The organism is Streptomyces sp. TSRI0281 (genome assembly GCF_001905125.1).
GTDB lineage: Bacteria > Actinomycetota > Actinomycetes > Streptomycetales > Streptomycetaceae > Streptomyces.
In genome coordinates, this window is the sequence record NZ_LWLE01000036.1 from 282,970 (window position 1) to 308,609 (window position 25,640).

General features: G+C 70.7%; 26 protein-coding genes. 13 read left to right on the forward strand and 13 right to left on the reverse strand.

Annotation, left to right across the window (positions count from 1 at the left end):
- Positions 1-23 precede the first annotated feature (23 nt).
- The 3 genes from A6A29_RS38130 to A6A29_RS38140 are packed head-to-tail and all read right to left on the reverse strand — an operon-like array spanning position 24 to position 2,813.
- Entirely contained in the window at positions 24-662 is a 639-nt protein-coding gene (locus A6A29_RS38130) for a response regulator (RefSeq protein WP_079183191.1), read from the reverse strand.
- A gap of 52 nt (positions 663-714) precedes the next feature.
- Entirely contained in the window at positions 715-1,692 is a 978-nt protein-coding gene (locus A6A29_RS38135; RefSeq protein WP_073727803.1) for an NAD-dependent epimerase/dehydratase family protein, read from the reverse strand.
- Positions 1,689-2,813: an AfsA-related hotdog domain-containing protein gene (locus A6A29_RS38140; protein ID WP_073727805.1), complete on the reverse strand. Its 1,125-nt coding sequence runs from the start codon at positions 2,811-2,813 to the stop codon at positions 1,689-1,691. The genes A6A29_RS38135 and A6A29_RS38140 overlap by 4 nt, the downstream gene beginning before the upstream one ends.
- A gap of 400 nt (positions 2,814-3,213) precedes the next feature.
- On the opposite strand from A6A29_RS38140, the gene A6A29_RS38145 reads away from it, so the two are divergent.
- Complete coding sequence (locus A6A29_RS38145) at positions 3,214-3,942, forward strand: ScbR family autoregulator-binding transcription factor (RefSeq protein ID WP_079183192.1); 729 nt, start codon at positions 3,214-3,216, stop codon at positions 3,940-3,942.
- A 203-nt stretch (positions 3,943-4,145) separates the two neighbouring features.
- Here the strand turns inward: A6A29_RS38145 and A6A29_RS38150 are convergent, their stop codons facing one another.
- Positions 4,146-4,757, reverse strand: a complete 612-nt coding sequence (locus A6A29_RS38150; RefSeq protein ID WP_073727807.1) for an FMN-dependent NADH-azoreductase — start codon at positions 4,755-4,757, stop codon at positions 4,146-4,148.
- Between the two features lie 192 nt (positions 4,758-4,949).
- Between A6A29_RS38150 and A6A29_RS38155 the strand changes: the two genes are divergently transcribed.
- Entirely contained in the window at positions 4,950-5,297 is a 348-nt protein-coding gene (locus tag A6A29_RS38155; RefSeq protein WP_073727809.1) for a winged helix-turn-helix transcriptional regulator, read from the forward strand.
- A gap of 110 nt (positions 5,298-5,407) precedes the next feature.
- Here the strand turns inward: A6A29_RS38155 and A6A29_RS38160 are convergent, their stop codons facing one another.
- Complete coding sequence (locus tag A6A29_RS38160) at positions 5,408-5,857, reverse strand: MarR family winged helix-turn-helix transcriptional regulator (RefSeq protein WP_073727812.1); 450 nt, start codon at positions 5,855-5,857, stop codon at positions 5,408-5,410.
- Positions 5,858-5,938: 81 nt separating this feature from the next.
- Between A6A29_RS38160 and A6A29_RS38165 the strand changes: the two genes are divergently transcribed.
- The 4 genes from A6A29_RS38165 (at position 5,939) to A6A29_RS38180 (ending at position 10,173) form a co-directional block, all read left to right on the forward strand.
- The gene (locus A6A29_RS38165; protein WP_241838795.1) at positions 5,939-7,189 is read left to right on the forward strand and encodes a hypothetical protein; all 1,251 of its coding nucleotides are present in this window, start codon (positions 5,939-5,941) and stop codon (positions 7,187-7,189) included.
- A 177-nt stretch (positions 7,190-7,366) separates the two neighbouring features.
- Positions 7,367-8,758 (forward strand): DUF2252 domain-containing protein, encoded by a 1,392-nt coding sequence (locus A6A29_RS38170; RefSeq protein WP_107468397.1) that lies wholly within the window; start codon positions 7,367-7,369, stop codon positions 8,756-8,758.
- 58 nt (positions 8,759-8,816) lie between these two features.
- Entirely contained in the window at positions 8,817-9,782 is a 966-nt protein-coding gene (locus A6A29_RS38175; protein ID WP_073727816.1) for a hypothetical protein, read from the forward strand.
- 46 nt (positions 9,783-9,828) lie between these two features.
- A complete protein-coding gene (locus A6A29_RS38180) occupies positions 9,829-10,173 on the forward strand; it encodes a rhodanese-like domain-containing protein (RefSeq protein WP_073727818.1) in 345 nt (114 codons plus the stop codon).
- A gap of 10 nt (positions 10,174-10,183) precedes the next feature.
- Here A6A29_RS38180 and A6A29_RS38185 read toward each other — a convergent pair whose 3' ends face one another.
- The 6 genes from A6A29_RS38185 to paaA all read right to left on the reverse strand — a co-directional run bounded on the left by A6A29_RS38185 (position 10,184) and on the right by paaA (position 15,197).
- Positions 10,184-11,377: an acyl-CoA dehydrogenase family protein gene (locus tag A6A29_RS38185; RefSeq protein WP_073727820.1), complete on the reverse strand. Its 1,194-nt coding sequence runs from the start codon at positions 11,375-11,377 to the stop codon at positions 10,184-10,186.
- Between the two features lie 220 nt (positions 11,378-11,597).
- A complete protein-coding gene (locus A6A29_RS38190) occupies positions 11,598-12,656 on the reverse strand; it encodes a 2Fe-2S iron-sulfur cluster-binding protein (protein ID WP_073727822.1) in 1,059 nt (352 codons plus the stop codon).
- Complete coding sequence (gene paaD / locus A6A29_RS38195) at positions 12,657-13,154, reverse strand: 1,2-phenylacetyl-CoA epoxidase subunit PaaD (RefSeq protein WP_073727824.1); 498 nt, start codon at positions 13,152-13,154, stop codon at positions 12,657-12,659.
- Positions 13,148-13,849 carry a 1,2-phenylacetyl-CoA epoxidase subunit PaaC gene (paaC, locus tag A6A29_RS38200; RefSeq protein ID WP_073727826.1) on the reverse strand — a complete coding sequence of 234 codons (702 nt, stop codon included), beginning with the start codon at positions 13,847-13,849 and terminating at the stop codon, positions 13,148-13,150. Before paaC ends, paaD begins: the two co-directional genes overlap by 7 nt.
- Positions 13,846-14,136: a 1,2-phenylacetyl-CoA epoxidase subunit PaaB gene (paaB, locus tag A6A29_RS38205; protein WP_073727828.1), complete on the reverse strand. Its 291-nt coding sequence runs from the start codon at positions 14,134-14,136 to the stop codon at positions 13,846-13,848. The genes paaC and paaB overlap by 4 nt, the downstream gene beginning before the upstream one ends.
- A complete protein-coding gene (paaA, locus tag A6A29_RS38210; RefSeq protein WP_073727830.1) occupies positions 14,133-15,197 on the reverse strand; it encodes a 1,2-phenylacetyl-CoA epoxidase subunit PaaA in 1,065 nt (354 codons plus the stop codon). The genes paaB and paaA overlap by 4 nt, the downstream gene beginning before the upstream one ends.
- A gap of 115 nt (positions 15,198-15,312) precedes the next feature.
- Between paaA and A6A29_RS38215 the strand changes: the two genes are divergently transcribed.
- From A6A29_RS38215 to A6A29_RS38225, 3 genes are read left to right on the forward strand one after another with little or no spacing between them, the layout of a single operon-like run.
- The gene (locus tag A6A29_RS38215) at positions 15,313-16,278 is read left to right on the forward strand and encodes a DUF5819 family protein (RefSeq protein WP_073728130.1); all 966 of its coding nucleotides are present in this window, start codon (positions 15,313-15,315) and stop codon (positions 16,276-16,278) included.
- Positions 16,275-17,702 carry an HTTM domain-containing protein gene (locus tag A6A29_RS38220; protein ID WP_385731823.1) on the forward strand — a complete coding sequence of 476 codons (1,428 nt, stop codon included), beginning with the start codon at positions 16,275-16,277 and terminating at the stop codon, positions 17,700-17,702. The genes A6A29_RS38215 and A6A29_RS38220 overlap by 4 nt, the downstream gene beginning before the upstream one ends.
- Entirely contained in the window at positions 17,699-18,412 is a 714-nt protein-coding gene (locus A6A29_RS38225) for a TrmH family RNA methyltransferase (RefSeq protein ID WP_073727832.1), read from the forward strand. Before A6A29_RS38220 ends, A6A29_RS38225 begins: the two co-directional genes overlap by 4 nt.
- 21 nt (positions 18,413-18,433) lie before the next feature.
- On the opposite strand, the gene paaN is transcribed toward A6A29_RS38225, so the two are convergent.
- Positions 18,434-20,134, reverse strand: coding sequence for a phenylacetic acid degradation protein PaaN (gene paaN / locus A6A29_RS38230; protein WP_073727834.1), 1,701 nt, complete (start codon positions 20,132-20,134; stop codon positions 18,434-18,436).
- 123 nt (positions 20,135-20,257) lie between these two features.
- On the opposite strand from paaN, the gene A6A29_RS38235 reads away from it, so the two are divergent.
- Positions 20,258-20,848 (forward strand): TetR/AcrR family transcriptional regulator, encoded by a 591-nt coding sequence (locus tag A6A29_RS38235; protein WP_073727836.1) that lies wholly within the window; start codon positions 20,258-20,260, stop codon positions 20,846-20,848.
- Between the two features lie 195 nt (positions 20,849-21,043).
- Here A6A29_RS38235 and A6A29_RS38240 read toward each other — a convergent pair whose 3' ends face one another.
- Positions 21,044-21,565 carry an Lrp/AsnC family transcriptional regulator gene (locus A6A29_RS38240; RefSeq protein WP_073727838.1) on the reverse strand — a complete coding sequence of 174 codons (522 nt, stop codon included), beginning with the start codon at positions 21,563-21,565 and terminating at the stop codon, positions 21,044-21,046.
- A gap of 210 nt (positions 21,566-21,775) precedes the next feature.
- Here A6A29_RS38240 and pdhA point away from each other — a divergent pair, with 210 nt between their 5' ends.
- Genes pdhA through A6A29_RS38255 form a run of 3 tightly spaced genes read left to right on the forward strand, consistent with a single transcriptional unit; the run spans position 21,776 to position 25,472 of the window.
- Positions 21,776-22,939: a pyruvate dehydrogenase (acetyl-transferring) E1 component subunit alpha gene (gene pdhA, locus A6A29_RS38245; RefSeq protein ID WP_073727840.1), complete on the forward strand. Its 1,164-nt coding sequence runs from the start codon at positions 21,776-21,778 to the stop codon at positions 22,937-22,939.
- A complete protein-coding gene (locus A6A29_RS38250; RefSeq protein WP_073727843.1) occupies positions 22,936-23,967 on the forward strand; it encodes an alpha-ketoacid dehydrogenase subunit beta in 1,032 nt (343 codons plus the stop codon). The genes pdhA and A6A29_RS38250 overlap by 4 nt, the downstream gene beginning before the upstream one ends.
- Complete coding sequence (locus A6A29_RS38255) at positions 23,967-25,472, forward strand: dihydrolipoamide acetyltransferase family protein (protein ID WP_073727845.1); 1,506 nt, start codon at positions 23,967-23,969, stop codon at positions 25,470-25,472. The genes A6A29_RS38250 and A6A29_RS38255 overlap by 1 nt, the downstream gene beginning before the upstream one ends.
- The last annotated feature ends 168 nt before the right edge of the window (positions 25,473-25,640 follow it).

The following is a 25,640-nucleotide window of genomic DNA, read 5'->3' on the forward strand; positions in this document are numbered from 1 at the left end:
GGCTCCGGGGTGGCGCGGGGCGTTCAGTCCTCGCGTCCGATCAGCCCGGACTCGTACGCGACGATGGCGGCCTGGACCCGGTTGCGTACCCCGAGACCGGTGAAGACGGCGCTCACATAGCTCTTCACGGTGCCCTCCACGACGTGGATCCGCCGGCCGATCTCGGCGTTGGACAGCCCGGCGCCCAGCAGGGCGAGCACTTCCTGTTCCCGCGCTGTCAGCGCGGTGACCCGCTCGTGCAGTGACGCCAGGCGTACGTCGCGGTGCCGGGCCGAGCCGCGGTTCAGCTCCGCGATGACGTGCTGTGCCACCTTCGCGGAGAGGCAGGAGGCCCCGGCCGCGGCGGTGTGCACGCCGGCCAGCAGCTCGCGCGGGTCACCGGACTTGAGCATGAAGCCGCTGGCGCCGCCGCCGAGAGCCCGGCTCACGTACTCGTCCTCGGAGAACGTCGTCAGCACGAGTACGGAGGTGCCGGGCGCGGCACGTTTGATCTCCTCGGTGGCGGTGAGACCGTCCATGACCGGCATGCGGATGTCCATCAGGACGACGTCCGGCCGGTGTTCCAGGGTCAGCGCGACGGCCTCCCGCCCGTCCGCCGCCTCGGCCACGACCTCGATGGCGGGGTCGGCGGCGAGGATGGCCCGCAGACCGGCCCGGATCATCGTCTCGTCGTCGGCCAGGATGAGCTTGACGGTGGTGATGGATGGCTCCTCTTCAGCGGGGCACGGGGGCCGTGCGGGACAGGACGTTCCGGTACCACTCGCCGTGTCCGCTCAGCCGTGCCGCGAGTCCCGGGCCGCTGGAGCAGCCGGTGCTCTCCCACAGAGGGGACCGGTACCAGCGGTCCTCCGTCATCATCCGGGCCTGGCGGACGCTGACGGCCCCGGGGGTCCGTCCGAGCCGTTCCAGGTACTCGGGCGTCGGCAGGCTCGCCGTGGGCAGCGGCAGTCCCGCGGTACGGGCGAGAGCCGTGACCAGGTCGCGCAGGGCGACCGGTTCCGGGTGGCCCGCGTGGTGGACGCCGGGTGGCGGCGGGGCGGGGGACAGCGCCAGCGAGGTCACCAGCCGGGCCAGGTCCTCGACCGCCACGAGCGAGATCAGGGCGGTGCCGCCGTCGGGCAGCGCGGGGACCCGGTGCAGGAGCTCGGCGATGGCCGGGACCACCCAGGCGTCGCCCCGCCCGTACACGAACGGGGGCCGCAGGACCGTTCCTGCGGCGCCCAGCACGGCCTGTTCGGCCAGCAGCCTGGTGCGGCTGACCTCGGACGCGGGGGCGGGTGGCCGCGTGCCCTCGGACAGGCCGCGGTGCGGGCCGGCTCCGTAGACGGCGGTGGTGCTGATGTGGATGATCCGGCGGACCCCGGCGCGGGCCGCCTCGTCGAGCAGGGCCCGGGTGCCGGCGTCGTTGACCGCGCTGCAGGCGGAGTCGTCCGGACCCACGTAGGACGCGCAGTGCAGGAGCGTGTCCACCTGGTCACAGGTGCCGTGCAGCGAGGCGGGGTCGGTGAGGTCCGCGATGAGGTACTCGACGCCGGGAGCCACCGGGCCGGTGCGAGCGGGGTCCGGATGGCGTCGGGCCAGCGCCCTCAACGGGGCGGGGGGTGCGGGCAGGTGGCGGCTCAACACCCGCACGACAGCGGAGCCGATGAATCCGGTGCCCCCGGCCACCAGGATCCCGCCAGGGCCCGTCATGGGCGTACGGGAAGGTTGTGGCGGGCTGCCGGTTTGACGTCCTGCACGAGCAGGAGGGCGAGGGCGGCGACCTCATTGTCCTGATACATGGTCACTTCTATCGGTATCCGGCCATCGGGCTGCTCCGCACCGATCTCCGTGCTGACGGTGCAGGGGCGGTCGAGTTCGACGTACCGCCGGAACTCCGCGTTCATGGACAGCACGAGGGCGTGGTCGAGGCCCGCGGCGAGCTGGGCTGCCTGGCGCATGGCTTCGATGATGCCCCGGCCGGGCAGGTGGTCGCTCTGGCTGTCGAAGATGACGGGGTGGTCCCGGTCGGCGCGCAGCCGCCAGGCGGCGGTACGGGGGGCGCCGGCGGGCCGTGCGGCGCTCCAGGGGGCGCCAGGGGCGGCGGACGCGGTGTCCAGGGGTGCCGCGGGGGTGTGCGCGGGCGCGGTGTCCAGGGGGGACGTGGAGTCGAGGGGGGACAGCATGACGTCCTGTTCGTTCTCCTTGCCCACGAGGGAGGGCAGGATCGCGGTCCGTGGTGCGACGGCCGGCACGGGAGCGTCATGTGCGTCCGATGTGTCCGGTGCGTCCGGGAGTCCGGGGCGCAGGCGTCGATAGGCGGCGGCGGAAAGGCAGTTCGCGGAGGCCGCGCCCGTGCCGATCCGCAGATGGCCGGAGAACAGCTCCATGTCTATGTGGATCGTGGCCAGTCGGCGGCCGCGCAGGGTGACCTCCGGGCTGCGTATGACCGCTTTCGTAGGGGTCGGTGGCCCGCCGGGCCGGCGGAGATCGTGGAAGGACTCGTAGCGCAGGTTCCAGAGCAGGAACTGGTCGTCCATCGGCGCCTCGAAGACCTTGTGCGCCAGTACGGTGCCCGCCTGCCGGACTGTCTCCGCTATCAGCATGGGGTTGACCTGTCCCAGAACTGAGCTGAACAGCGCGTGTGTCGTTGGCCATTGGACGGTGAACAGATACGTGTCAGCATCGGCTCGGCCGAAGTGCGTCAGCAGGACATCGGCCTCGTCGGACCGGTGCACGAGGTGCGGCGGCACGGGACTCATGACGGACGGCTCACCGGTGAGGGGTGTGCGGGTGCGTATGTTCTGGTCTGCCGGAGCGGCGAGTGCGGTCACGTGATCTGTCCCCTTTCACGTCGTAGGAGCCGGATGGCTCCCACGGCCCTGCAAATCAAAACCATCTGGCCGGTTTATTTATGCAATGAGTCTGCTCGCGAGTGGTAGTTGATGCTATGGGAGAAAGCGCTCAACTTGCGTGCTGACAAGTGCGCGAACCCCTTGACCAACCGGAACAAGAGGGTTTTTCACACGTCAGAAGGGGTAGGGGGGCAGCGCGTTGGGCGACGCCTCGGCATACTGCGACAACGTGCGTTGGACGCCTATGGTCCAGTGCGTAAACAGACCGTTCGTCGGTTAGAGTGAAGTGCTTGCATACGCTGACTACTGATGCTGGATTGACGGTTGCTCGGTTGCTCGGCGCGACGGCCGAGCACACAGAACGTCCCGGAGGCAAGAGATGGCGAAGCAGGCTCGCGCGGTGCAGACGAGGCGTTCGATCGTGGAGGCAGCGGCGAGTGTCTTCGACGACTACGGGTACGAGCGTGCCGCGATCTCGGAGATCCTCCGCCGTGCAAAGGTCACCAAAGGGGCTTTGTACTTCCACTTCGCGTCCAAGGAAGCCATCGCCCAGGCGATCATGGATGAGCAGACGGCCACGGTGGACCTGGTGGAGGATGGTTCTCCGCTCCAGTCACTGGTGGACGGCGGTCAGCAGTTCGCCTTCGCGCTGCGCCACGACTCGATGGCGCGTGCCGGTACCCGTCTCTCCATCGAGGGTGTATTCCTCGGCGGTCCGCATCCATGGAGCGACTGGATCGCGGCGACGTGCCGGATGCTGGAATTGGGCAAGGAGCGCGGAGAGGTGCTCCCCCAGGTGGACCCACTGGTTTCGGCCGAAGTCATCGTCGCGTCGTTCACCGGTATTCAGCTGATTTCGGAGGCCAATTCCGGACGGGCCGACCTGCGTGAGCGCGTGGCCCAGATGTGGCGCCATATTCTGCCGTCCATCGCCCATCCCGGTGTCATCGTGCATATCAAGCCGGAGGGCCGGGTGGACCTGGCCGCGCAGGCGCTTGAGAGAGAGCGGCAGGAGGCCGAGGAGAGCGCGGCGGAGGCGGCGGAGGCAGCCCCTGTGGGTGCCGCTGTCGGGGAAGCCGTCGGGGCGTCGGTCGGCGCGGCAGGCTGAGCGGTCGGCTGAGCCTTCTTGAGGGCGCCCTGTCTGAGGGCGCGGTGCTTCGTTTCACGTGAAACGCCCCGAATCGCGAGGGTGCACAGGGTTGTAGACACACAGGGCTGCGGGGCTCATTCGAGCCCCGCAGCCCTGTTCTGTCAGTCGCGCGGGCCGCTGGGCGGCGGCGCGCTCGCGCCGCTGGGCCCGCGGTCGCGGTGTCAGGCGGCCAGTCGGCTCGCGAGGGCTTTTGCCTTCTGCGCGGCATCTTCGAGAGCCTTGGCGCGGGACTCCACGGCGAGCGGTATCAGCTCGGCCATCTCGGGCTTGGAGTGCGCCAGCGTCAGCTCCGGAACGATGAAGTCGACCTCGACGGAGAACATTCCTGTCAGCACCTTCTCCAGGTAGTTCGTGACGAACTCGAAGTCCTCGCGCGGGGTGCCGGGGGCGTACGAACCGCCACGGCTCGCGACGACGGTGACAGGGACCCCTGCGACAGGGCTGTCGGATCCGGCGTTGTGGCCCACGATGATCACTTGGTCCAGCCAGGTCTTCAGTGTGGACGGGATGGAGAAGTTGTACATGGGCGCGCCGATCAGGACGGCATCCGCGGCGGCCAGCTCATCCGCCAGCTCCCGTCGCAGCGGGTCATCGGCACCGGCGGCCACTGCCGCGGCGTCCAGATGGGGAAGCGGTGCGGCGGCGAGGTCCCGGTAGACGACCTTGCCCTCCGGGTGCTGTTCGCGCCAGGTCTCCACGAACGCCGAGGTGATGTCGCGGGAGGCGGAACCCTCGGGGAAGACGGCGGAGTCGAGGTGCAGAAGTGTGGCCATGGAGGTCTCCACAGGTATGAGGGATCGAGAGGCGCGGGCCGGGTTCGTCGTCGGCCATCCGCCGCGAGTGGCGCGGGCGGGTGGTGCGGTGGCGGACCCGCCGACCGGACGCTAATTTTTCGTGTGTAGCTAGGAATACCATAGTCCCTTACTTTTTGTAAGTACCTCACGAGGGCGCAGTACTCTGGGGGTATGGCAGATCACAGCGAGCAGACCTGTCGGCGGGTCGACATGGGCATCACCCGCGTCTTCGAGCTGTTCGGCAAGCGCTGGACCGGTCCGATCGTTTCGGTGCTGATGCGGCAGTCGGTGCACTTCGCGGATCTGCGGCGCGCGATTCCGGGCATCAGTGAGCGCATGCTCTCGGACCGGCTGTCCGAGCTGGGGGCTGCCGGTCTGGTGGTGCGTGAGGTCGACGAAGGGCCGCCGCTGCGCGTCTCGTACCGCCTGACGGATGCCGGGGCCGCGATGGAGCCGGCCCTCAAGGAGCTCGGGCGCTGGGCGGACGTATATCTGCCGGGCGGGGATTCCAGCTGCTGACGGCTCCGCTGCGGGGGCGCGCCGGGAGCCCGCCGGGGGTGCCTGCTGCGGAGCCCGCCGGGGGTGCCTGGGCTGCCTGCTGCGGAGATGTTCGGGATGCCCGTGATGCCCTACTGCGGAGCTGGGCCGCCGGTCGAGTTGTAGCGCAGCAGGTAGTCCGCGAACCGGGTGAGATCTTCCGCGGTCCAGTCGGCCAGCCGCTCCTGATAGGCGGCCCGACGGCTCGCCTGGGTGGAGGCGAGGGCCTGTGTACCGGCTTCGGTGGGGTGCAGCACCTGGATGCGGTGATCGGTGGGGTCCGGGTGGCGTTCGACCAGGCCGAGCTTCTCCAGGGTCGCGATCTGCCGGCTGATGGTTGATTTGTCGAGCATGTAGTGAGCGGCCAGGTCGGTCGCGCGGCAGCCGTGCTGGTCGTCGATGTGTGCGAGCAAGGTGTACGACACGAGCGGCAGCTCGGGGTGGAGCCGTGCCGCCGCCGCGCGCGCACGCCGCGCGAAGGCGGTCAGCTCACGCTGGATGATGTCCAGCGACTTCTCGCGCTCTCCGGGGGTGCCTGGCACGGATTCACCTTCCTCGAAATTTCAGTTGTATAGTACAACGGAACTAGGAGTTGTAAAAGCCAACCATTGGAGATCGTCCGGATGTCCGCAGGCCCGAGTACCGCTTCCGGCGCCACCGCCGGTGCGCTGCGTCATGTGCTGACCCACCTCGTCACCCCGCTGCTGATGTGCGTCGGCATGGGGCTCGCTTATCTGGGGGCCTTCCACGCCCCGGAACCACACGATCTGCGCGTGGACGTGGTCGGCTCCGGGCCGAGCGTCCAGGTGCTGGCGCAGACCCTGCAGGACACGGGGGACGGCGCACTGGACGTGCGTACCGTCGCCGATCGCGATGCGGCCGTGAACCACCTGGAGACACAGGCGAGTTACGGTGCGTACGTGCCGGGGAGGAGCCCCGAACTGCTGGTGGCCACCGCCTCGTCGGACACCAGCGCCACGGTGGTGCAGAAGGTCTTCACCGAGGTCGCGGCCGGCCAGGGCGCCCCGCTGAAGGTGACGAATGTGGCTCCGACGGCGGACGGCGATCCGACCGGGCAGGGCATCTTCTTCCTGCTGGTCGCGATCAGCATCGGGTCGTACGCGTCGGTCGCGGTGATCGGCGGCGCGGGCGGTGCGCTGGCGCTCCGGATCAGGGCCGCGCTGGTGGCGGGCGCCTCGCTCGTGGTGAGCCTCATCGGCGCTGTGTTCGCGGGGCCGCTGTTCGGTCTCGTGGACCACGGGCTAGGAGGTCTGTGGGCGATGGCGTGGCTCTACTCCGCGGGAATCCTGCTCGTTGGTGTCGGACTGCACACCTTCCTCAAGCGTTGGACGACGCTCGGGGTGATGGTGCTGTTCGTCATGCTCAACTTCACCAGCTCCGGCGGTATCTTCCGGCCCGAGTTGCAGCCCGGCTTCTTCGGCTCCCTCCACGCCTTCTGGAACGGCGCGGGCTTCGTCGAGGGTGTGCGGAGCCATGTCTACTTCGACGGTCATGCGCTCGGCGGGCATGTGCTGGTGCTCGTGCTGTGGTTCGTGGCGGGTCTGGCCGTGATGGGAGTCGCGGGTCTGGCCGAGGCCCGGAAGCGGGCAGCTGCTCAGGCGGAGTCAGGGGTGGGTGCAGGTACGGGGACGCCTACGGGGACGGGGGCGGGGGCGACTACGGAGACGGGGACGGGGACGAGTTCGGGGACGCGGGCGGACGCCGGGCCTGCGGAGTCCGGTTCCGAGTCCGTCTCCGAGTCCGGTTCCAGGAAAGGTTCCGGGAGTGATTCCGGGAGCGTGGCCGGGGTGTCCCGCACGGGGGAGCAGCGCGAGGAGCTGGAGGAAGAGCTGGAGGAGGCGGTCGGCGTCTGACCTGGACAGTGAGTTGTCCACAGGCCGAGTCGCGGGTTGTCCACAGGGGCGGACGGGTTTCGGGGAACGGCGGTACCGTCGTGGTCGATTGATGGTGGGACGACAGCCGGACAAGGGTGGGGGAGGCGGCGCGCCATGGGCGAGGTCGATGCGACAAGGTCGGCACAGCGGGCTGTGATGGCGGACCTGCGTATTCCGGAGGTCCCCGGGTTCGCCCGGCGCTCGGCGCCGAACCCGCCGAAGGCCGCCGGTAAGGCGTTGCGGGACCGGGTGCCGCGCTCCTCGCACGATGCGCTGGTCCTTCCGCCGGGGCGGCCGGACGCGGTGCGGGCGGTCGAGGAGTCGAACCTGGGGCGGGTGCCACACCTGACGCCGATCCGGGTGGGGCGGATGGCGGCCACGCCGTTCGCGTTTCTGCGGGGTTCCGCCGGGCTCATGGCCCACGACCTGATGGGCACGCCGGTCACCGGTGTGGGTGCCCAGCTCTGCGGCGACGCGCATGCCGCCAACTTCGGTCTTTACGGCGATGCCCGGGGCAGCCTGGTCATCGATCTCAACGATTTCGACGAGACCGTCTTCGGCCCCTGGGAATGGGACCTCAAGCGGCTCGCCACCTCTCTGGTGCTCGCGGGCCGTGCGGCGGGGGCCGATGAGGACGTCTGCCGGCAGGGTGCGTACGACACCGTGGGCGCGTACCGCCGGACGATGCGGCTGCTGGCCGGACTTCCCGCCCTGGACGCCTGGAACGCCATCGCGGACGAGGAGCTCGTCTCCCACACGGACGCGCGGGACCTGCTCGGGACGCTGGAGCGGGTCTCGCAGAAGGCCCGCAACAACACGAGCGCCCGGTTCGCCGCCAAGTCCACGGAGGACACCGGGGACGGCGGACGCCGCTTCGTCGAAGCCCTGCCCGTGCTGAGCCGGGTGCCGGACGCGGAGGCGGCGGCGGTCGCGGCGGGGCTCGGCGGCTATCTGGACACGGTTTCCGAGGACCGGGTGCCGCTGCTGGCCCGGTACGCGATCCACGACGTGGCGTTCCGGGTGGTCGGCACCGGCAGTGTGGGAACGCGGTCGTATGTGGTGCTGCTGCTGGACCACCGCGGCGAGCCGCTGGTTCTGCAGGTGAAGGAGGCCCGCCCCTCCGCGCTGGCGCCCTTTCTGCCCGCGGTCGGGTTCGATGTGCCGGAGGCGGCGCACGAGGGACGCAGAGTGGTGCTCGGGCAGAAGCGGATGCAGGTCGTCAGCGACATACTGCTCGGCTGGGCGGAGGTCGACGGCAGACCGTTCCAGGTGAGGCAGTTCCGGAACCGCAAGGGGAGCGTGGATCCGGCGGCGCTGGCGGCCGATCAGGTCGACGACTACGGGCGGATGACCGGTGCCCTGCTGGCGCGGGCCCACGCGCACAGCGCCGACCCCCGGCTGCTCGCGGGCTACTGCGGCAAGAGCGCCGAGCTGGACGAGGCGGTGGCCTCCTTCGCGGTCACGTACGCGGACCGTACGGAGGCGGACCATGCCGAGCTGGTGCGGGCCGTCAAGGCGGGGAGGATAGCCGCCGAGCTCGGTATATGACGTGCCCTGCGGCGACCGCGCGTCCTTGGGGCGCCGGCCGTGGCCATACGCTGGACGGGTGACCGACGAAGCCGCCGGGGTGCCGACCACCCGGAACGACGATGACCGGCAGGACAACGACCGGCAGGACGAGCCGCAGTACGCGCAGGACGCGGCGCAGGACGCGGGGCCGAGCCCGGTGCGGGATTCGGAGGGCGATGTGGGCCAGGACTCGGCGCGGGATTCGGCGCGGGAGGAGCGGCAGGTTCCGCCGCGGCCCGAGGCGCGGCTCGCCAAGGCCGTCCAGGTCGCCGAGCAGGCGCTGATCGAGTTCGAGATCGCGGTGGAGACCTTCCGGGTCGAGGTCGAGAACTTCTCCCGGCTGCACCACCAGAAGCTCGGCCCGATGTACACCCGTCTCGACGAGCTGGACGCGTTGATCGCCGAGGCGCGGGCCGCCAGGACCGGCGACCCCGAAGATGTGCGCAAGGCGCAGGAGGCACGGGCGGTCGTCATGCCGATGCCGGGGGTCGATGAGCTGTTCCACGACTGGATGGACTCCGACGGGCTGTCCCCCGAGGCCGCGTCCATGCTCACCGAGCAGCCGGTCCGGCCGCCGAAGCGGGTCAGGCCGAGCGAGGAGGCACGCAAGCTCTACCGCGAGCTGGCCCGCAAGGCGCATCCGGATCTGGCCCAGGACGAGCGGGAGCGTGAGCGCCGGGACGAGTTCATCACCCGGGTCAATGCCGCCTACGGACGTGGGGACGAGGCGCTGCTGAGGGAACTGGTCGAGGAGTGGGCGGCGGGACCGGTCGCACCGGAGACCCTGCTCAGCGAGAGCGAGGAGCTCTACGCCCGGCTGGAGTGGCTCAGCCGTCGCAAGGAACTGCTCACCGTGCTCGCCAGGGAGCTGGAGGAGGGTGCGATCGGCTCGATGCTGCGGATGGCCCCGGACGACCCGGACAAGCTGCTGGAGGACATCGGCGAGCAGCTCCTGGGCGAAGTGTCCCGGCGTGAGGCCGAGCTCGCGGGGATGGTGCAGTAGCGTTTCCGTTGACGTTGCCGCGTATGTACGAGAGAAGGCATGACCCATGAATTTCGCCCCGCTGCCCTCGGTGGACGTCGCGGCGGTGCCGTCGGACGGCTTCGTCCTGGACGTCCGGGAGAACGACGAATGGGCGGCCGGGCATGTCGAGGGTGCCCTGCACATTCCGATGAGCGACTTCGTGGGCCGATTCGGTGAGCTGACCGAGGCCGCCGAGGACGGTCGCCGCGTGCATGTGATGTGCCGGGTCGGCGGCCGGTCCGCCCAGGTCACCCAGTACCTGGTTCAGCAGGGTCTCGACGCGGTGAACATCGACGGCGGGATGCTCGCCTGGGACGGCGCCGGGCGCCCGATGGTCGCGGACAACGGGAACCCGGCCTTCGTCCTCTGACACCCCCACGTCAGCCGAGGGGGTGTGCGGCCAGCAGGTCGCCCAGTGCCTCCTCGTGGGCCGCCGCCGGGCCCAGGGACAGCTCGATCTGCTTCGCCCAGGCGTGGTAGCGGTGCAGCGGGTAGTCGGTGTCCGCGCCGAAGCCGCCGTGCAGGTGCTGCGCGGTCTGTACGACGCGCCGGACGCCGTCCGAGGCCCAGATCTTCGCCACGGCGATGTCTCCCTCGGCGGGCAGCGCGCCACCGGCCTCGGTGGAGATACGCCAGGCCGCCTGCCAGAGGGTCACCTCCATGGCCCGCAGATCGATGTACCGGTCGGCGGCCTGCACGGCGACCGCCTGGAACGTGGCGACCGGGAAGCCGAACTGCTCGCGCTTGCCGGTGTATTCGCTGGTCATCGAGAGCACCCGCTCGCCCAGGCCCAGCGCCAGCGCACAGGTCCCGGTGGTGAGCAGCGACCGCAGCCAGTCCCAGGCGCCGGGTGCGTCGATCAGCTCGCGGTCATCGATGCGCACGGCGTCGAGCGTCACCTCGGCGAAGCGCTCGCCGCTGGTGGAAACCTGCTCGGCGAGCGTCACTCCGTCGTGGGTGCGGCGCACCAGAGCCAGGACGGACCGGCCCTCGCCCGTGTGGGCGGGGACCGCGATCCAGTCGGCTACCTGGGCCCAGGGCACCCCTGACTGCACCCCGTCGAGCACCCACCCGGATACGTTCCCCGCTCCGGGCCCGGAGTCTTCGCTGCCGGTGCCCTCGCTGCCGGGGTGGGCGGCGACGCGGTGGGCGGTGACGGCCAGTTCGGCCGGGTCGTGTCCGGTGCGCCCGTTGGCCCCGACGGTCAGGATCAGCTCGCCCCGGCCGAACCCGGGCAGCAGCTCCGCCGCCAGCGCGCGGTCGCCGTGGCGCTGGAGGGCCATCGCGACCGCACAGCTCTCCAGCAACGGGACCCTGGCCAGCACCTTGGCCGCTTCGCGCAGTACCAGGCAGAGCGCGACCGGGTCGAGTCCGGCGCCGCCGTATTCCGGTGACAGCGTGAGGCTCAGCAGATCCGTATCGGCGAGCCCGGCCCACAGCGTCCGGTCGATGTCCTCGGCGACGGCACCCGGGGTCAGCGCGGGGCTGGGTACGTGGTCGGGTGCGACGGACGAGAAGACCGCCCTGGCCGCCTCGACGGCTGCCTGCTGTTCCTCGGTGAAGGTGAAGTCCACTGTTCCGGCCTCCCGCGAACCGTAGCGTCCCTGAACCGTGCGGCCCACAAAAGGACCTGACGGATCGTCAAGATAGAACAGGTTCTACAAGATGGGAACACCGCGCACCCGTGCCCCTTCGCACCGGGAGCCTGTCGTGCCGGTGCCCCTTCGCGCCCGAAGCCCGCCGGAACAGTTGCCACCGGCCACCCGCCACCGGTACCGAGCCGGCGGTCACCCGTCACCGGTCGAAGTCGAGCTCCACCTCCGGCGTGAGCGGGTGCGACTGGCAGGCCAGCACGAAGCCCGCCCCGGTCTCCTCCGGTTCCAGCGCGAAGTTGCGGTCCATCCGCACCTCGCCCGAGACGAGGAAGGCCCGGCAGGTCCCGCACACTCCGCCCTTGCAGGCGTACGGCGCGTCCGACCGGCTGCGCAGCACCGTCTCCAGCAGCGATTCGGCGTTCTCCACCGGCCAGCTGCCCGAACGGCCGTGAAGAGTCGCCGTGAGGGTGCTGTCGGCGGGCGAGGCGACCCGGGCCGTGGCGGGCGCCGCAGGCCCGTCGTCGACGTGGAAGATCTCCTGGTGGATCCGGGTCCGGTCGACGCCGAGCGCGCGCAGTGCGCTCTCCGCCCCCCGGACCAGACCGAACGGGCCGCACAGGAACCAGCCGTCCACGTCCGCCACCGGCAGCAGTGCGGGCAACAGCCCGGTGAGCCGCTCACGGTCCAGTCGGCCGGATGGCAGCCCGGCCGACTGTTCTTCCCTGGACAGCGCGGTCACCAGCTGGAAGCGGTCCGGATACCGGTCCTTGAGGTCGGCGACCTCTTCGAGGAACATCGTCGAGGCGGCTGTCCGGTCGCTGCGGATCAGGCAGAACCGGGCCAGGGGTTCCCGTGCCAGCAGCGTCGCCGCTATCGACAGCACCGGAGTGATGCCGCTCCCGCCGACGACCGCCGCGAACAGGCCGGGGCGCGGCTTCAGCACGAAGCGGCCCATCGGAGCCATGGCCTGCACTTCGTCCCCGACGGCCAGTTCCTTCAGGGCGTACGTGGAGAACGCGCCGCCGTCGACCATGCGGATGCCCACCCGCAGGACCGGTTCGGCCGGTGCCTCGGCGGCTGGTGCGCAGATCGAGTACGAGCGCCGGATCTCCTCGCCGTCGACGGTGTAGCGCACATTGAGATGCTGGCCCGGGGTGTGACGGAAGGTCTCGCGCAGCTCGGCCGGCACGGCGAAGGTGACGGCCACCGCATCGTCAGTGATCCGTTCGATCGCGCAGACCCGGAGCGGATGGAACATCTACAACTCCTTGAAGTGGTCGAACGGTTCGCGGCAGGCGACACAGCGGTGAAGCGCTTTGCACGCCGTGGAGGAGAACCGGCTCAGCAGCTCCGTATCGGTGGAGCCGCAGTGCGGGCAGCGCACCGAGAGCGTCAGCGGCACGGGGCCGCCGTCCGCGCCGTGGGAGCGGGGTGGTGCGATGCCGAACTCGGCGAGCTTGCGCCGCCCCTCGGCGCTGATGTCGTCCGTCGACCAGGCGGGTGCGAGCACGGTGACCACGGAGACCTCCGGCACGCCGTGGTCGTGCAGCACCCGTTCGATGTCGGCGCACATGGCCTCGATCGCCGGGCAGCCGGTGTATGTCGGGGTCAGCCGCACGGTCACCCGGCCCGGCCCGTCCACCTGGACGCCCCGCATGACGCCGAGCTCCTCCAGCGTCAGGACCGGCAGCTCCGGGTCGGGTACGGCGCCGGCCAGCTGCCGCAGTTCCTCCTCCAGCCGGGTTCCGGTCACCATGACGCCCCCGGATGGCTGCGGTGCAGATGCTGCATCTCGGCGATCATCCGGCCGAACGGCTCGGTGTGCAGCCCCTGACGGCCTGCCCCCGCCGCCCAGGCGCCGGACTGCGGGCCGGCCGGGACGGTCAGTGTGGCTCGCTCGACCACCTCGGTGATGGCGTCCAGCCAACTGGTCCGCAGCGCCTGCCAGTCGATGTCCACTCCCTCGACGGGCTGGAACATCTCGCCGGTGAACCGCCACAGCGCGTCCAGACCGGTCTGGAGCCGCTCATGGCTCTCGGCCGTGCCGTCCCCGAGGCGCAGGGCCCAGTGCTCGGCGTGGTCGCGGTGGTAGGCGACTTCCTTGACCGCCTTCGCCGCAAGGTCCGCGAACGGGCTCCGGCCCGCCGCCAACTCGCCGTACAGCAGGTGCTGGTAGACGGAGAAGTAGAGCTGGCGGGCGATGGTGTGGGCGAAGTCGCCGTTCGGCTGCTCGACCAGCTGGAGATTGCGGAAGGCCCGCTCCTCGCGGAGGTAGGCGAGCTCGTCCTCGTCGCCGACGAGCGAGAGCAGCACTCTGGCCTGCCCCAGAAGGTCCAGGGCGATGTTGGCGAGGGCCACTTCCTCCTCCAGCACGGGAGCATGGCCGGCCCACTCCCCCAGCCGGTGCGAGAGCACCAGCGCGTCGTCGCCCAGGGCGAGGGCCGCGGTCACAGGTGCTTCACCCCTTCCGGGATCTCGTAGAACGTCGGGTGCCGGTAGGGCTTGTCCCCCGCCGGTTCGAAGAAGGAGTCCTTCTCGTCGGGGGAGGACGCGGTGATCTCGGTGGACGGAACCACCCAGATCGAGATGCCCTCCGATCGACGGGTGTACAGGTCCCGTGCGTTGCGCAGGGCCATCTCGGCGTCCGGCGCGTGCAGGCTGCCGGCGTGGGTGTGGGACAGTCCGCGCCGGGAGCGCACGAACACCTCCCACAGCGGCCAGTCGGTCGAGCTGCTCATGCCGTCTCCTCCTCGGGCTGCGCGCCCTGTGCGGTCTGTGGGCTCGGTGCGGTCTGCGTGGTCTGCCCGGGGTGTGCGGGACGTGCGGGGTGTTTGGCCGCGTACGCCGCTGCCGCGACCCGGACCCAGGCACCCTCCTCATGGGCCGTGCGCCGCTGGGTGAGGCGCTGCTCGTTGCACGGGCCGTTGCCCTTGAGGACTTCCTGGAACTCGGTCCAGTCGATCGCGCCGAAGTCGTGCTGTCCGCGCTCCTCGTTCCACCGGATGTCGGGGTCCGGGAGGGCGAGCCCCAGGGCCTCGGCCTGCGGTACGCAGATGTCCACGAAGCGCTGGCGCAGTTCGTCGTTGGAGTGGCGCTTGATCTTCCAGGCCATCGACTGCGCGGAGTGGGCCGACGCGTCGTCGGGCGGGCCGAACATCATCAGGGACGGCCACCACCAGCGGTTCACCGCGTCCTGCGCCATCTCGTGCTGGTCCCGGGTGCCTCGGCTCAGGGCGAGCAGCAGCTCGTAACCCTGTCGCTGGTGGAAGGACTCCTCCTTGCAGATCCGGACCATCGCCCGTGCGTACGGGCCGTACGAGCAGCGGCAGAGCGGCACCTGGTTGGTGATCGCCGCGCCGTCCACCAGCCAGCCGATCGCTCCGACGTCCGCCCAGGTCAGCGTCGGGTAGTTGAAGATCGATGAATAGCGCTGACGTCCGGCGTGGAGCTTGTCGAGCAGCTCCTCGCGGCTGGTGCCCAACGTCTCGGCGGCACTGTAGAGATACAGCCCGTGCCCGGCCTCGTCCTGCACCTTGGCCATCAGGATCGCCTTGCGCCGCAGGGAGGGCGCGCGGGTGATCCAGTTGGCCTCGGGCTGCATGCCGATGATTTCCGAGTGGGCGTGCTGGGCCATCTGACGCACGAGCGAGGCCCGGTACGCCTCCGGCATCCAGTCGCGCGGCTCGATCCGGTCGTCGGCGGCCACCGCCGCGTCGAACGCCGCAGTGCGGGCCGCGTCCGCCGTATCCACCGCGTCTGCCGTCCTCTGCGTCTTCTGGTCCGCAGTCACTGCCGCCATCCCGGACTCCCTACCGACCGATCGTTCGGTTCAATGACTTCAATGGTGAGTCGGCGGCCCGTAGGGTGTCAACCCTGTGGATAACTCGGTGGTGATCGACGGTGAGCGGGGCGGGATGGATTCGGACCACGGTGGGCGCTCCGACAGCGAGGAAAAGGACGCCTGGCCGCAGGTGGTGAGCCACTCGGAGCCCGAGCCGCACACCTCTGCGCCCGCCTCGCCCCCGGCCTCTGCGGACGCCTCGCCCCCGGCCTCTGCGTATGCCGGGCAGCACCCTTCCGCACACGCGGAGCAGCGCTCTTCGACGGCCGGCCGGCCGCACATAGCCTCGGGCACGTCGACGGACGCCCAGCCGCACGCCGGGCCGGGCGCGGCGGGCGGCGCTGCCGGCTCCGGTGACCGCGCCACCGGCGGGGGCATAGCCGCGCTCTCGTTCGGGTACCAGGCCGTCGCCGCCGTCGCGCTGTCCGTCATCGGGATGATCGCCTGCGCCCAGGTGGCCATGGTCTTCCTGCACGTCGCTCCGTCCAACACGCTCACCAAGCAGCATGGTGAGGCGGTCGACAACTGGGTCTACCCGGAGTTCGAACAGAACTGGAAGCTGTTCGCCCCCAATCCGCTCCAGCAGAACATCGCCGTCCATGTGCGGGCCGAAGTGGTCGGCGCCGACGGCCGCCGCACCACCCCCTGGATGAGCCTCTCCGGCGAGGACGGCAAGGAGATACGCGGCAATCTCTTCCCCAGCCATGTGCATCAGAACGAGCTCCGCCGGGGCTGGGACTTCTTCGTCAACTCCCACGACAGCGAGAACCGCCCCAACGGTCTGCGCGGTGATCTCTCCGAGCGTTACATCCGGCGCATCGTGATGCTGCGCCTCGGCGCCCACGACTACGGCGGCACCGTCGAGCGCATCCAGGTGCGTTCCGAGACCCGCTCCGTCACGCCGCCCCCGTGGAGCGAGGAGAAGATCAGCACCCGGCCGAACTACCGGGTGCTCCCGTGGTGGACCGTGGCCCCGGAAGATCTCCCCGAAAATGCCGGAGCGCCGCAGGCGTCGCGCGGCGAGGAGGCGGACAAGTGACGACAACCTCCCCGGCCGGTGTTCCCGGCCCGGTGCCCGGCTCCCTCCCCGACGGCACCCCCGGCCCGAACGCCGGGCCCGTTGCCCGCCCGAAGCCTCGCCGGAACCCCGGAAGCGGTCTCGCCCGAGGTATCCAGCGCATCACCGCCTCGGCCCTCGGCCCGTACCAGAGCGCTGTCATCCGGATCGGGTTCTCCGCCACGTATCTGTTCTTCCTGCTGCGTGAACTGCCGCACCGCCAGGAGCTCTACGGGCCCGACAGCCCGTGGCGCTGGGACATGGCCCGCCGGCTCATAGCGAACAACGACGCCTTCTCCGTACTCATGTGGTCGGACAGCGCCGTCTGGTTCGAGGCCGTGTACGCCCTCACTCTGCTGTCGGCCGCGGCACTGCTGCTCGGGTGGCGCACCCGGACCATGTCCGTCCTGTTCATGGTCGGCGTGCTCTCCGTGCAGAACCGCAGCATCTTCATGGGCGACGGCGGTGACAACGTCATCCACCTGATGGCGATCTATCTCGTCCTGACGCGCTGCGCCCAGGTCTGGTCGCTGGATGCCAGGCGCGCCGAGCGGAACGCCGCACGCGCCGCACGGGGCCTCGCACCGGCACGGGACGTGGTGGGTCCGGTTCTGTGGACGGTGCTCGGGCCGGTCCTGCTGATCGCCACGCTGATGGACGGTCTCGGCGGGACCTGGTGGCTGCCGACCCTCCTGTGGGTGCTGTGGCTGGGGAGCGCCGCGTGGTGGGCCGCCCATCGCTACGCGCCGCACGGTGAGCAGCGCACCCTGCTCGACGTCCTGGCCAATCTCGCGCACAACGCCACCCTCGCCGTGATCATGGCCGAGGTCTGTCTGATCTACGCGACCGCCGGCTGGTACAAGATCCAGGGGTCGCGCTGGCAGGACGGCACCGCGCTCTACTACCCCCTCAAGCTCGACTACTTCACGCCCTGGCCCGCCCTGTCGGACATCCTGGCTTCCAGCGGTGTGATGGTGATGGTGCTGACGTACGGCACGGTCATCGTCCAGGTCGCCTTCCCGTTCACGCTGTTCAACCGGCGCGTCAAGAACATCCTGCTGGTCGCGATGATCGGCGAGCACGCGGGAATCGCCCTGCTGCTCGGGCTGCCGTTCTTCTCGATGGCGATGATCGCCGCGGACGCCGTCTTCCTGCCGACGGTCTTCCTGGTGTGGCTGGGCGGCCGAGTGACGCTCGGCCGCGAGCGGCTGTTCTCGCGCTTCCCCCGTGTCCCGGGCAACTCGGGCGCGACGGGTTCGCCCCGTGCTTCGGGCGAACCGGGCGATCCGGGTGCTCACGGTGTTCCGGGCAAGGGGCGGGTGCCCGGTCAGCAGGGGTCCGGCCGCGACGGTACGGAGGAGTCCCCGCAGCAGGGCGCCGGTGGGGGCCATACGCTCGTCGGGTGAGCAGTGAGACCGGCAGAACAGAAGAGCCCCCCGCAGCGGCGGCACCCGATCCGTCCGCGGAACCGGAACCGATTCAGTACGACGACGGGTACGGGACGGAGATCGGCGTCGGGCCGCATCCGCTGCCCTGGCCCGAGGGCGAGCGATACGACCCCGAGCTGCTCGCCCACGGTGACCGGCGCAATGTCGGTGATGAGTACCGGTACTGGACGCGGGAGGCGATCGTCGCCGATCTGGACCTGCGGCGGCACGACTTTCACGTGGCCGTGGAGAACTGGGGTCACGACTTCAACATCGGATCGGTCGTACGGACCGCGAACGCCTTCCTCGCCAAGGAGATCCACATCGTGGGGCGGCGCCGCTGGAACCGGCGCGGGGCCATGGTCACCGACCGCTACCAGCATGTGCGACATCACCCCGACACGGCGGATCTGACCGCGTGGGCGGCCTCCGAGGGGCTGCCGATCATCGGGATCGACAACCTCCCCGGGGCCGTACCGCTGGAGCGGACCGAGCTGCCGCGGCGCTGCGTGCTGCTGTTCGGCCAGGAGGGGCCGGGGCTCACCCAGGAGGCGCGGGACCACGCGACGATGGTGTGCTCGATCGCGCAGTTCGGCTCCACCCGGTCGATCAACGCGGGGGCCGCCGCGGCCATCGCGATGCATGCGTGGGTACAGCGGTACGCGGACGTTCCGGATCCACGCGGCTGAGAGGTCCCGGCCCCCGACGGGTCACGCCTGGCGGCGGACCTCCAGGACACGGAAGCGGTTGGACACGAACGCCCCGTCGCACAGGGCGGCGTTCGCCGCCGGGTTGCCGCCCGAGCCGTGGAAGTCGGAGAAGGCCGCGGTCTGGTTGACGTACACCCCGCCGGTCAGGTTCAGCGAGAGCTGGGCCGACTCGTCGAAGCAGACGTCCTCCACCGCACGCTCCACCTCCGGGGACGTGGTGTAGGCGCCGACCGTCATGGCCCCCTTCTCGCGGACGGTGCGGCGCAGCAGGTCCAGGGCGTCCGCCGTCGAGGCGACCGCCACGGCGAAGGACACCGGGCCGAAGCACTCCGACAGATAGGCCGCGTCGTCGTCGGGCTTGCTTCCGTCGAGCTTGACGATGACCGGCGTACGGACGGTCGCGTCGGGGAAGTCGGGGTTGGCGAGGTTCCGGGAGGACAGGGCCACCTCGCCCAGGTCCGAGGCAGCCTCGACGCGGGCTTTGACGTCCGGGTTGACCAGGGCGCCGAGGAGCGCGTTGGCGCGGGCGTCGTCGCCGAGGAGTCCGTCGACAGCGGCCGCGACATCGGCGACGACGTCGTCGTACGACTTGGCTCCGGCGTCCGTCGTGATGCCGTCACGGGGGATCAGCAGATTCTGCGGGGTGGTGCACATCTGGCCGCTGTACAGGGAGAGCGAGAAGGCCAGGTTGGAGAGCATGCCGCTGTAGTCGTCGGTGGAGTCGACGACGATCGTGTTGACCCCGGCCTTCTCCGTGTAGACCTGGGCCTGCCGGGCGTTGGCCTCCAGCCAGTCGCCGAAGGCGGTGGACCCGGTGTAGTCGATGATCTTGATCTCCGGGCGGACCGCCAGGCTCTTGGCGATGCCCTCGCCGGGTCGCTCGGCGGCCAGCGCGACCAGATTGGGGTCGAAGCCCGCCTCGGTCAGCACCTCGCGAGCCAGCCGCACCGTGAGGGCCAGCGGGAGCACCGCACGTGGGTGCGGTTTGACCAGGACCGGGTTGCCCGTGGCGAGGGAGGCGAAGAGGCCCGGATAGCCGTTCCACGTGGGGAAGGTGTTGCAGCCGATCAGCAGCGCGATGCCGCGCCCCGCCGCGGTGAACGACTTGTGCAGCCGGAGCGGGTCGCGCTTGCCCTGCGGCTTGGCCCAGTCAGCTGTCCGCGGGGTGCGGATCTGCTCCTCGTAGGCATACGCCACCGCTTCCAGCCCGCGGTCCTGGGCGTGCGGGCCGCCCGCCTGGAACGCCATCATGAACGCCTGCCCGCTCGTGTGCATCACGGCGTGGGCCAGCTCATGGGTGCGGGCGCTGATCCGGGACAGGATCTCCAGACAGACCAGGGCCCTGGTCTCCGGCCCCGCCGCCCGCCAGGCGCCCATGCCCGCCTTCATCGCCGGGAGCAGGACGTCCGGGTCGGCGTGCGGATACTCGACGCCCAGCTCCGGCCCGTACGGCGAGACCTCCCCGCCGGTCCAGCCGTCGGTGCCCGGCTGGCCGAGATCGAGCCGGGTGTGCAGCAGTGCGTCGAACGCGGCCTTGCCCTCCGCCGCTCCCAGACTGCCGGGGGCGCCGCCCTCGCCGTACGCCTTGGGGTGCTCGGGGTGCGGGGACCAGTAGGCGCGGGTACGGATCGCGTCGAGGGCCTGGTCGAGCGTGGGCCGGTGGGTCTCGGACAGCTGCTGGGGGGTGAGCTCGGCGGCCATGACGGACCAACTCCTCATCGAGCCGGGCAGGGACGTACGGACGGAGTTAGAGTAACCGAACGATCGGTCGGGACAAGGGGCCCCGGCGAACCTGTGGACAACTCATGGGGGAGGATCGCGTTCATGACCACGGCCAAGCGGGACACGTACACCCCGGAGACTCTGCTCACCGTCGCCGTCCGTGTCTTCAACGAGCGCGGCTACGACGGCACGTCCATGGAGCACCTCTCCAAGGCGGCGGGCATCTCCAAATCGTCCATCTACCACCATGTGGCGGGCAAGGAGGAGCTGCTGCGGCGCGCCGTCAGCCGGGCGCTCGACGGGCTCTTCGGGATTCTCGACGAGCCCGGAGCCACCCGGGGGCGCGCGATCGAACGGGTCGAGTACGTCACGCGCCGCACCATCGGGGTGCTGATGGCCGAGCTCCCCTACGTCACGCTGCTGCTGCGCGTGCGGGGCAACACCAGGACGGAGCGCTGGGCCCTGGAACGGCGGCGTGAGTTCGACCAGCGGGTGGCCGAGCTGCTCAAGGCGGCGGTGGCCGACGGTGATCTGCGCGCCGACGTCGACATACGGCTGGCGACCAGGCTGCTGTTCGGCATGGTGAACTCCCTGGTCGAGTGGTACCGGCCGCAACCGGGCGGCTTCCCCGGGGAGGACCAGCTCGCGGACACGGTCGTCCAGCTGGCCTTCGAGGGGATGCGGGCGGCCTGAGAGCCGGTCGCCGAGAGCCGGGGCGGGCCGTTCGGGCGGCCGGCCGGCCTCCGAGGCTGGGGTCGACCGCTCCGGGAGGCCGCCTTGCCGGATCAGGGCAGTTCCGCCGGGCGCCGGATCATGACAGTTCCGCGGGGCGTCGGATTCAGGACAGGTTCCGCCGGGTGCCTGGGTGCCTGGTGCCTGGGTGCCGGGTCAGGACAGTTCTGCGGGGCAGTCCGGGTGCGGGCCCAGATCCGTCTCCTCGAACACCAGTAGCGTGCGGGTGGAGAGCACTTCGGGGATGGCCTGGATCCGGGTGAGGACCAGTTCGCGCAGGGCGCGGTTGTCCGGGGTGTGCACCAGGAGAAGTACGTCGAAGTCGCCGCTGACCAGAGCGATGTGGGTGGCGCCGGGCAGCGCCTGGAGCTGTTCACGGACCGTGCGCCAGGAGTTCTGGACGATCTTGAGCGTGATGTAGGCGGACGCGCCCTGCCCCGCCCGTTCGTGGTCGATCCGTGCGCCGAAACCGCGGATCACGCCGTCCTCGATCAACCGGTTGATCCGCGTGTACGCGTTGGCGCGCGAGACATGCACGCGTTCGGCCACCGAGCGTATCGAGGCACGGCCGTCCGTCCGTAGGATGCGGAGGATGTCCCGGTCGATGGCGTCCAGCGGTCGCGCGGGCGGAACCTGGCCGGGATCGTCGCCCCTGTCGGCCATTTGTTCAGCTGCCATCTGCCCGCGCCTCCCTGTTGTGGACGACCTGTCCCTATCCCAGGCTGTGGAGAACCGTTTGTCCACAGGCTGGCGGTGCCTGTAGCCAAAATGCCCTCACGACCGAACAATCGGTAGGTGAGACACACCACACCCGTGCCTCGCCACCCTTCGACATCTCGACACATTTCGACACCCCTCGATCTCCCTCGATGCCAGGAGGTGCTTCTCATGACGGTCCAAGAGCTGCCCGGCGCAGCCGCCTACCGGCCCACGCCGCCCCCGGCCTGGAAGCCGCTCACCGACCCCGCGCCGCTGCTCCCGGACCCCGAGCCGTACCGGGTGCTGGGTACGGACGCCGCAGCCGACGCGGACCCCGAGCTGCTGCTGCGGCTCTACGCCGAGCTGGTCCGAGGCCGCCGGTACAACGTGCAGGCCACGGCCCTGACCAAGCAGGGCCGGCTCGCCGTCTACCCGTCCAGCACGGGGCAGGAGGCATGCGAGATCGCGGCCGCGCTGGTGCTGGAGGAGCGGGACTGGCTCTTCCCCAGCTACCGCGACACCCTCGCGGCCGTGGCGCGCGGCCTCGACCCCGTCGAGGCGCTGACCCTGCTGCGCGGCGACCGGCACACCGGTTACGACCCGCGTGAGCACCGCATCGCCCCGCTCTGCACCCCGCTCGCCACCCAATTGCCGCACGCCGTGGGTCTGGCTCACGCGGCGCGGCTCAAGGGGGACGATGTGGTCGCGCTCGCCATGGTGGGTGACGGCGGCACCAGTGAGGGCGATTTCCATGAGGCGTTGAACTTCGCGGCCGTCTGGCGGGCCCCGGTCGTCTTCCTCGTGCAGAACAACGGCTTCGCCATCTCCGTCCCGCTGGCCAAGCAGACCGCGGCCCCCTCCCTCGCCCACAAGGCCGTCGGGTACGGGATGCCGGGCCGGCTCGTCGACGGCAACGACGCGGTCGCCGTGCACCAGGTGCTCGGCGAGGCGGTCGCGCGGGCCAGGCGCGGCGAGGGGCCGACGCTGGTCGAGGCTGTCACCTATCGCATGGACGCCCATACGAACGCCGACGACGCCACCCGCTACCGGGTCGACAGCGAGGTCGAGACCTGGCGGGCGCACGACCCGGTCAAGCTCCTGGAGCGGGAGCTGACCGGGCGCGGGCTGCTCGGCGAGGACGGCATCGAGGAAGCGCGTGAGACGGCGGAGCGGATGGCGGCCGCGCTGCGGGAGCGGATGAACGCCGACCCGGTGCTCGACCCGATGGACCTGTTCTCCCATGTCTACACGGAGCAGACCGGCCAACTGCGGGAGCAGGCCGCCCGGTTGCGGGCCGAGCTGGAGGCCGAGAGGGACCGGCACGACGATCACGGTGCGGAGGCGGGACGATGACCACCGCGGCGACGACGACCGGTGCGCGGACGGCGAAGACCAAGCCGGCCACCATGGCGCAGGCCCTCGGACGGGCGCTGCGCGACTCGATGGCCGAGGACCCGGCCGTGCACGTCCTCGGTGAGGACGTCGGCACACTCGGCGGGGTCTTCCGGATCACCGACGGCCTGGCCAAGGAGTTCGGCGACGACCGTTGTACGGACACTCCGCTGGCCGAGGCGGGCATCCTCGGGGCTGCCGTGGGCATGGCGATGTACGGGCTGCGGCCCGTAGTGGAGATGCAGTTCGACGCGTTCGCCTACCCGGCCTTCGAGCAGTTGATCAGCCATGTCGCCAAGATGCGTAACCGCACCGGGGGCGCCATGCCGCTGCCCATCACCGTGCGCGTTCCGTACGGCGGCGGGATCGGCGGGGTCGAGCACCACAGCGACTCCTCGGAGGCGTACTACATGGCGACGCCCGGCCTCCATGTCGTCACACCGGCCACGGTCGACGACGCTTACGGGCTGCTGCGCGCCTCGATCGCCTCCGACGATCCAGTGGTCTTCCTGGAGCCGAAGCGGCTCTACTGGTCCAAGGCGGACTGGTCGCCCGATGCTCCGGCCGACGTCGAACCGATCGGCCGGGCCGTGGTCCGCCGCCCCGGGCGCAGCGCGACGCTGATCACCTACGGGCCTTCCCTGCCGGTCTGTCTGGAGGCCGCGGAAGCGGCTGTGGCCGAGGGCTGGGACCTCGAAGTCGTCGACCTGCGCTCACTGGTGCCGTTCGACGACGAGACGGTGGCCGCCTCGGTGCGGCGGACCGGACGAGCGGTGGTCGTCCACGAGTCCACCGGATTCGGTGGTCCCGGCGGGGAGATCGCGGCCCGCATCACCGAGCGCTGCTTCCACCATCTGGAAGCTCCGGTACTGAGGGTGGCCGGGTTCGACATTCCGTATCCGCCACCGATGCTGGAACGGCATCACCTGCCGGGCGTGGACCGGGTGCTCGACGCGGTGGCCCGGTTGCAGTGGGAGGCGGAGGGCTGATGCCTCAGGTACTCGAATTCAAGCTGCCGGACCTCGGCGAGGGCCTGACCGAGGCGGAGATCGTGCGCTGGCTGGTGGAGGTCGGCGATGTCGTCGCCATCGATCAGCCGGTCGTCGAGGTCGAGACGGCCAAGGCGATGGTGGAGGTGCCGTGTCCCTACGGGGGTGTGGTGACGGCGCGGTTCGGCGAGGAGGGTACGGAACTTCCGGTCGGGGCTCCACTGCTGACCGTCGCGGTCGGATCGGCGGGGACGGAGACGGCGGGGGCTGCCGGGGCGCCGTCGTCGGTGCGGTCGGCGGAGTCCGCCGGGTCCGCTGCGCGGCAGGGGAGCGTGGCCGGGGCGGGTTCCGGGCAGGGTTCCGGTTCCGGTGCGGTGGAGTCGTCCGGCAATGTGCTGGTGGGGTACGGGACGGGTGCTCCGGCGGCGCGGCGTCGCCGGATCCGGCCCGAGCGGCTGTCGGTCACGGCGTCCGAAGCCGCGCCGGTCGCTGTCGCCGCTGTTCCGGTTGCTGTGTCCCCTGCCGGTCCCGCACCGGTCGCGGCCGCTGCGCGGGGCCCGGTGGCGGTGGTATCGCCCCTGGTACGGAAGCTGGCGCGGCAGCATGATCTCGATCTCCGGGAGCTGACGGGGTCGGGTCCGGACGGGCTGATCCTGCGTGCCGATGTCGAATCCGCGATCAGGACGGCGGAGACGGCCACTGCCACGGCCGGGATTGCGACGGCCGGGGTTGCGACGGCCGGGGTTGCGGAGGCGGTGCCGTCCGAGGCTGTGGGGTCCCGAGCACGGGTCGCGGCGGACCGGGCCGGTGAACGGATTCCGTTGCGCGGGGTCCGGGGTGCGGTCGCCGACAAGCTGTCGCGCAGCCGGAGCGAGATTCCCGACGCCACGTGCTGGGTGGACGCGGATGCCACTGAGCTGATGGCCGCCAGAGCCGCGATGAACGCCGCGGGGGGTCCCTCCGCCGGGCCCAAGGTGTCGGTCCTCGCCCTGCTGGCCCGGATCTGTACGGCTGCTCTGGCCCGGTTCCCCGAGCTCAACTCCACGGTGGACCTGGCGGCGCGGGAGATCGTGCGGCTGCCCGGCGTGCACCTCGGCTTCGCGGCCCAGACGGAGCGCGGCCTCGTCGTCCCGGTCGTCCGGGACGCGCACGCGCGGAACGTGGAGTCGATCGGCGGCGAGATCGCCCGGCTGACCGAGGCGGCCCGGACCGGGGCGCTCACCCCGGCTCAGCTCACCGGCGGCACGTTCACGCTGAACAACTACGGCGTGTTCGGGGTCGACGGGTCGACGCCGATCATCAACCACCCGGAGGCGGCGATGCTCGGCGTCGGCCGGATCATGGCCAAACCGTGGGTGCACAACGGTGAACTGGCCGTGCGCCAGGTCGTCCAGCTCTCGCTCACCTTCGACCACCGGGTCTGTGACGGAGGCACGGCGGGCGGGTTCCTGCGGTACGTGGCCGACTGCGTGGAACAACCGGCGGTGCTGTTGCGCACGCTGTAGCTGGGGCCGTAGCGGTAGCCGGGGCCGGGGCCGGGGCCGGGGCCGACGTGTCACGTCGACGCCGGAGCCGGGGCCGGCCTGCCGGGCCTGCCGCGCCTGCCGGGGTGTCACGTCGACGCCCGGGCCGGGCTGGGCCGGGGCGGGTCGGGTCTGGGTCGGGGCCGGGGC

Excerpts from the sequence above, each read along its gene's own strand:
- A6A29_RS38130 (WP_079183191.1), bottom strand. The coding sequence starts at position 662 with ATGATCCGGGCCGGTCTGCGGGCCATCCTCGCCGCCGACCCCGCCATC.
- A6A29_RS38135 (WP_073727803.1), bottom strand. The coding sequence starts at position 1,692 with ATGACGGGCCCTGGCGGGATCCTGGTGGCCGGGGGCACCGGATTCATC.
- A6A29_RS38145 (WP_079183192.1), top strand. The coding sequence starts at position 3,214 with ATGGCGAAGCAGGCTCGCGCGGTGCAGACGAGGCGTTCGATCGTGGAG.
- A6A29_RS38150 (WP_073727807.1), bottom strand. The coding sequence starts at position 4,757 with ATGGCCACACTTCTGCACCTCGACTCCGCCGTCTTCCCCGAGGGTTCC.
- A6A29_RS38155 (WP_073727809.1), top strand. The coding sequence starts at position 4,950 with ATGGCAGATCACAGCGAGCAGACCTGTCGGCGGGTCGACATGGGCATC.
- A6A29_RS38165 (WP_241838795.1), top strand. The coding sequence starts at position 5,939 with ATGTCCGCAGGCCCGAGTACCGCTTCCGGCGCCACCGCCGGTGCGCTG.
- A6A29_RS38170 (WP_107468397.1), top strand. The coding sequence starts at position 7,367 with ATGGCGGACCTGCGTATTCCGGAGGTCCCCGGGTTCGCCCGGCGCTCG.
- A6A29_RS38180 (WP_073727818.1), top strand. The coding sequence starts at position 9,829 with ATGAATTTCGCCCCGCTGCCCTCGGTGGACGTCGCGGCGGTGCCGTCG.
- A6A29_RS38190 (WP_073727822.1), bottom strand. The coding sequence starts at position 12,656 with ATGTTCCATCCGCTCCGGGTCTGCGCGATCGAACGGATCACTGACGAT.
- paaD (WP_073727824.1), bottom strand. The coding sequence starts at position 13,154 with ATGGTGACCGGAACCCGGCTGGAGGAGGAACTGCGGCAGCTGGCCGGC.
- paaB (WP_073727828.1), bottom strand. The coding sequence starts at position 14,136 with ATGAGCAGCTCGACCGACTGGCCGCTGTGGGAGGTGTTCGTGCGCTCC.
- paaA (WP_073727830.1), bottom strand. The coding sequence starts at position 15,197 with ATGGCGGCAGTGACTGCGGACCAGAAGACGCAGAGGACGGCAGACGCG.
- A6A29_RS38215 (WP_073728130.1), top strand. The coding sequence starts at position 15,313 with ATGGATTCGGACCACGGTGGGCGCTCCGACAGCGAGGAAAAGGACGCC.
- paaN (WP_073727834.1), bottom strand. The coding sequence starts at position 20,134 with ATGGCCGCCGAGCTCACCCCCCAGCAGCTGTCCGAGACCCACCGGCCC.
- A6A29_RS38235 (WP_073727836.1), top strand. The coding sequence starts at position 20,258 with ATGACCACGGCCAAGCGGGACACGTACACCCCGGAGACTCTGCTCACC.
- A6A29_RS38240 (WP_073727838.1), bottom strand. The coding sequence starts at position 21,565 with ATGGCAGCTGAACAAATGGCCGACAGGGGCGACGATCCCGGCCAGGTT.
- pdhA (WP_073727840.1), top strand. The coding sequence starts at position 21,776 with ATGACGGTCCAAGAGCTGCCCGGCGCAGCCGCCTACCGGCCCACGCCG.
- A6A29_RS38250 (WP_073727843.1), top strand. The coding sequence starts at position 22,936 with ATGACCACCGCGGCGACGACGACCGGTGCGCGGACGGCGAAGACCAAG.
- A6A29_RS38255 (WP_073727845.1), top strand. The coding sequence starts at position 23,967 with ATGCCTCAGGTACTCGAATTCAAGCTGCCGGACCTCGGCGAGGGCCTG.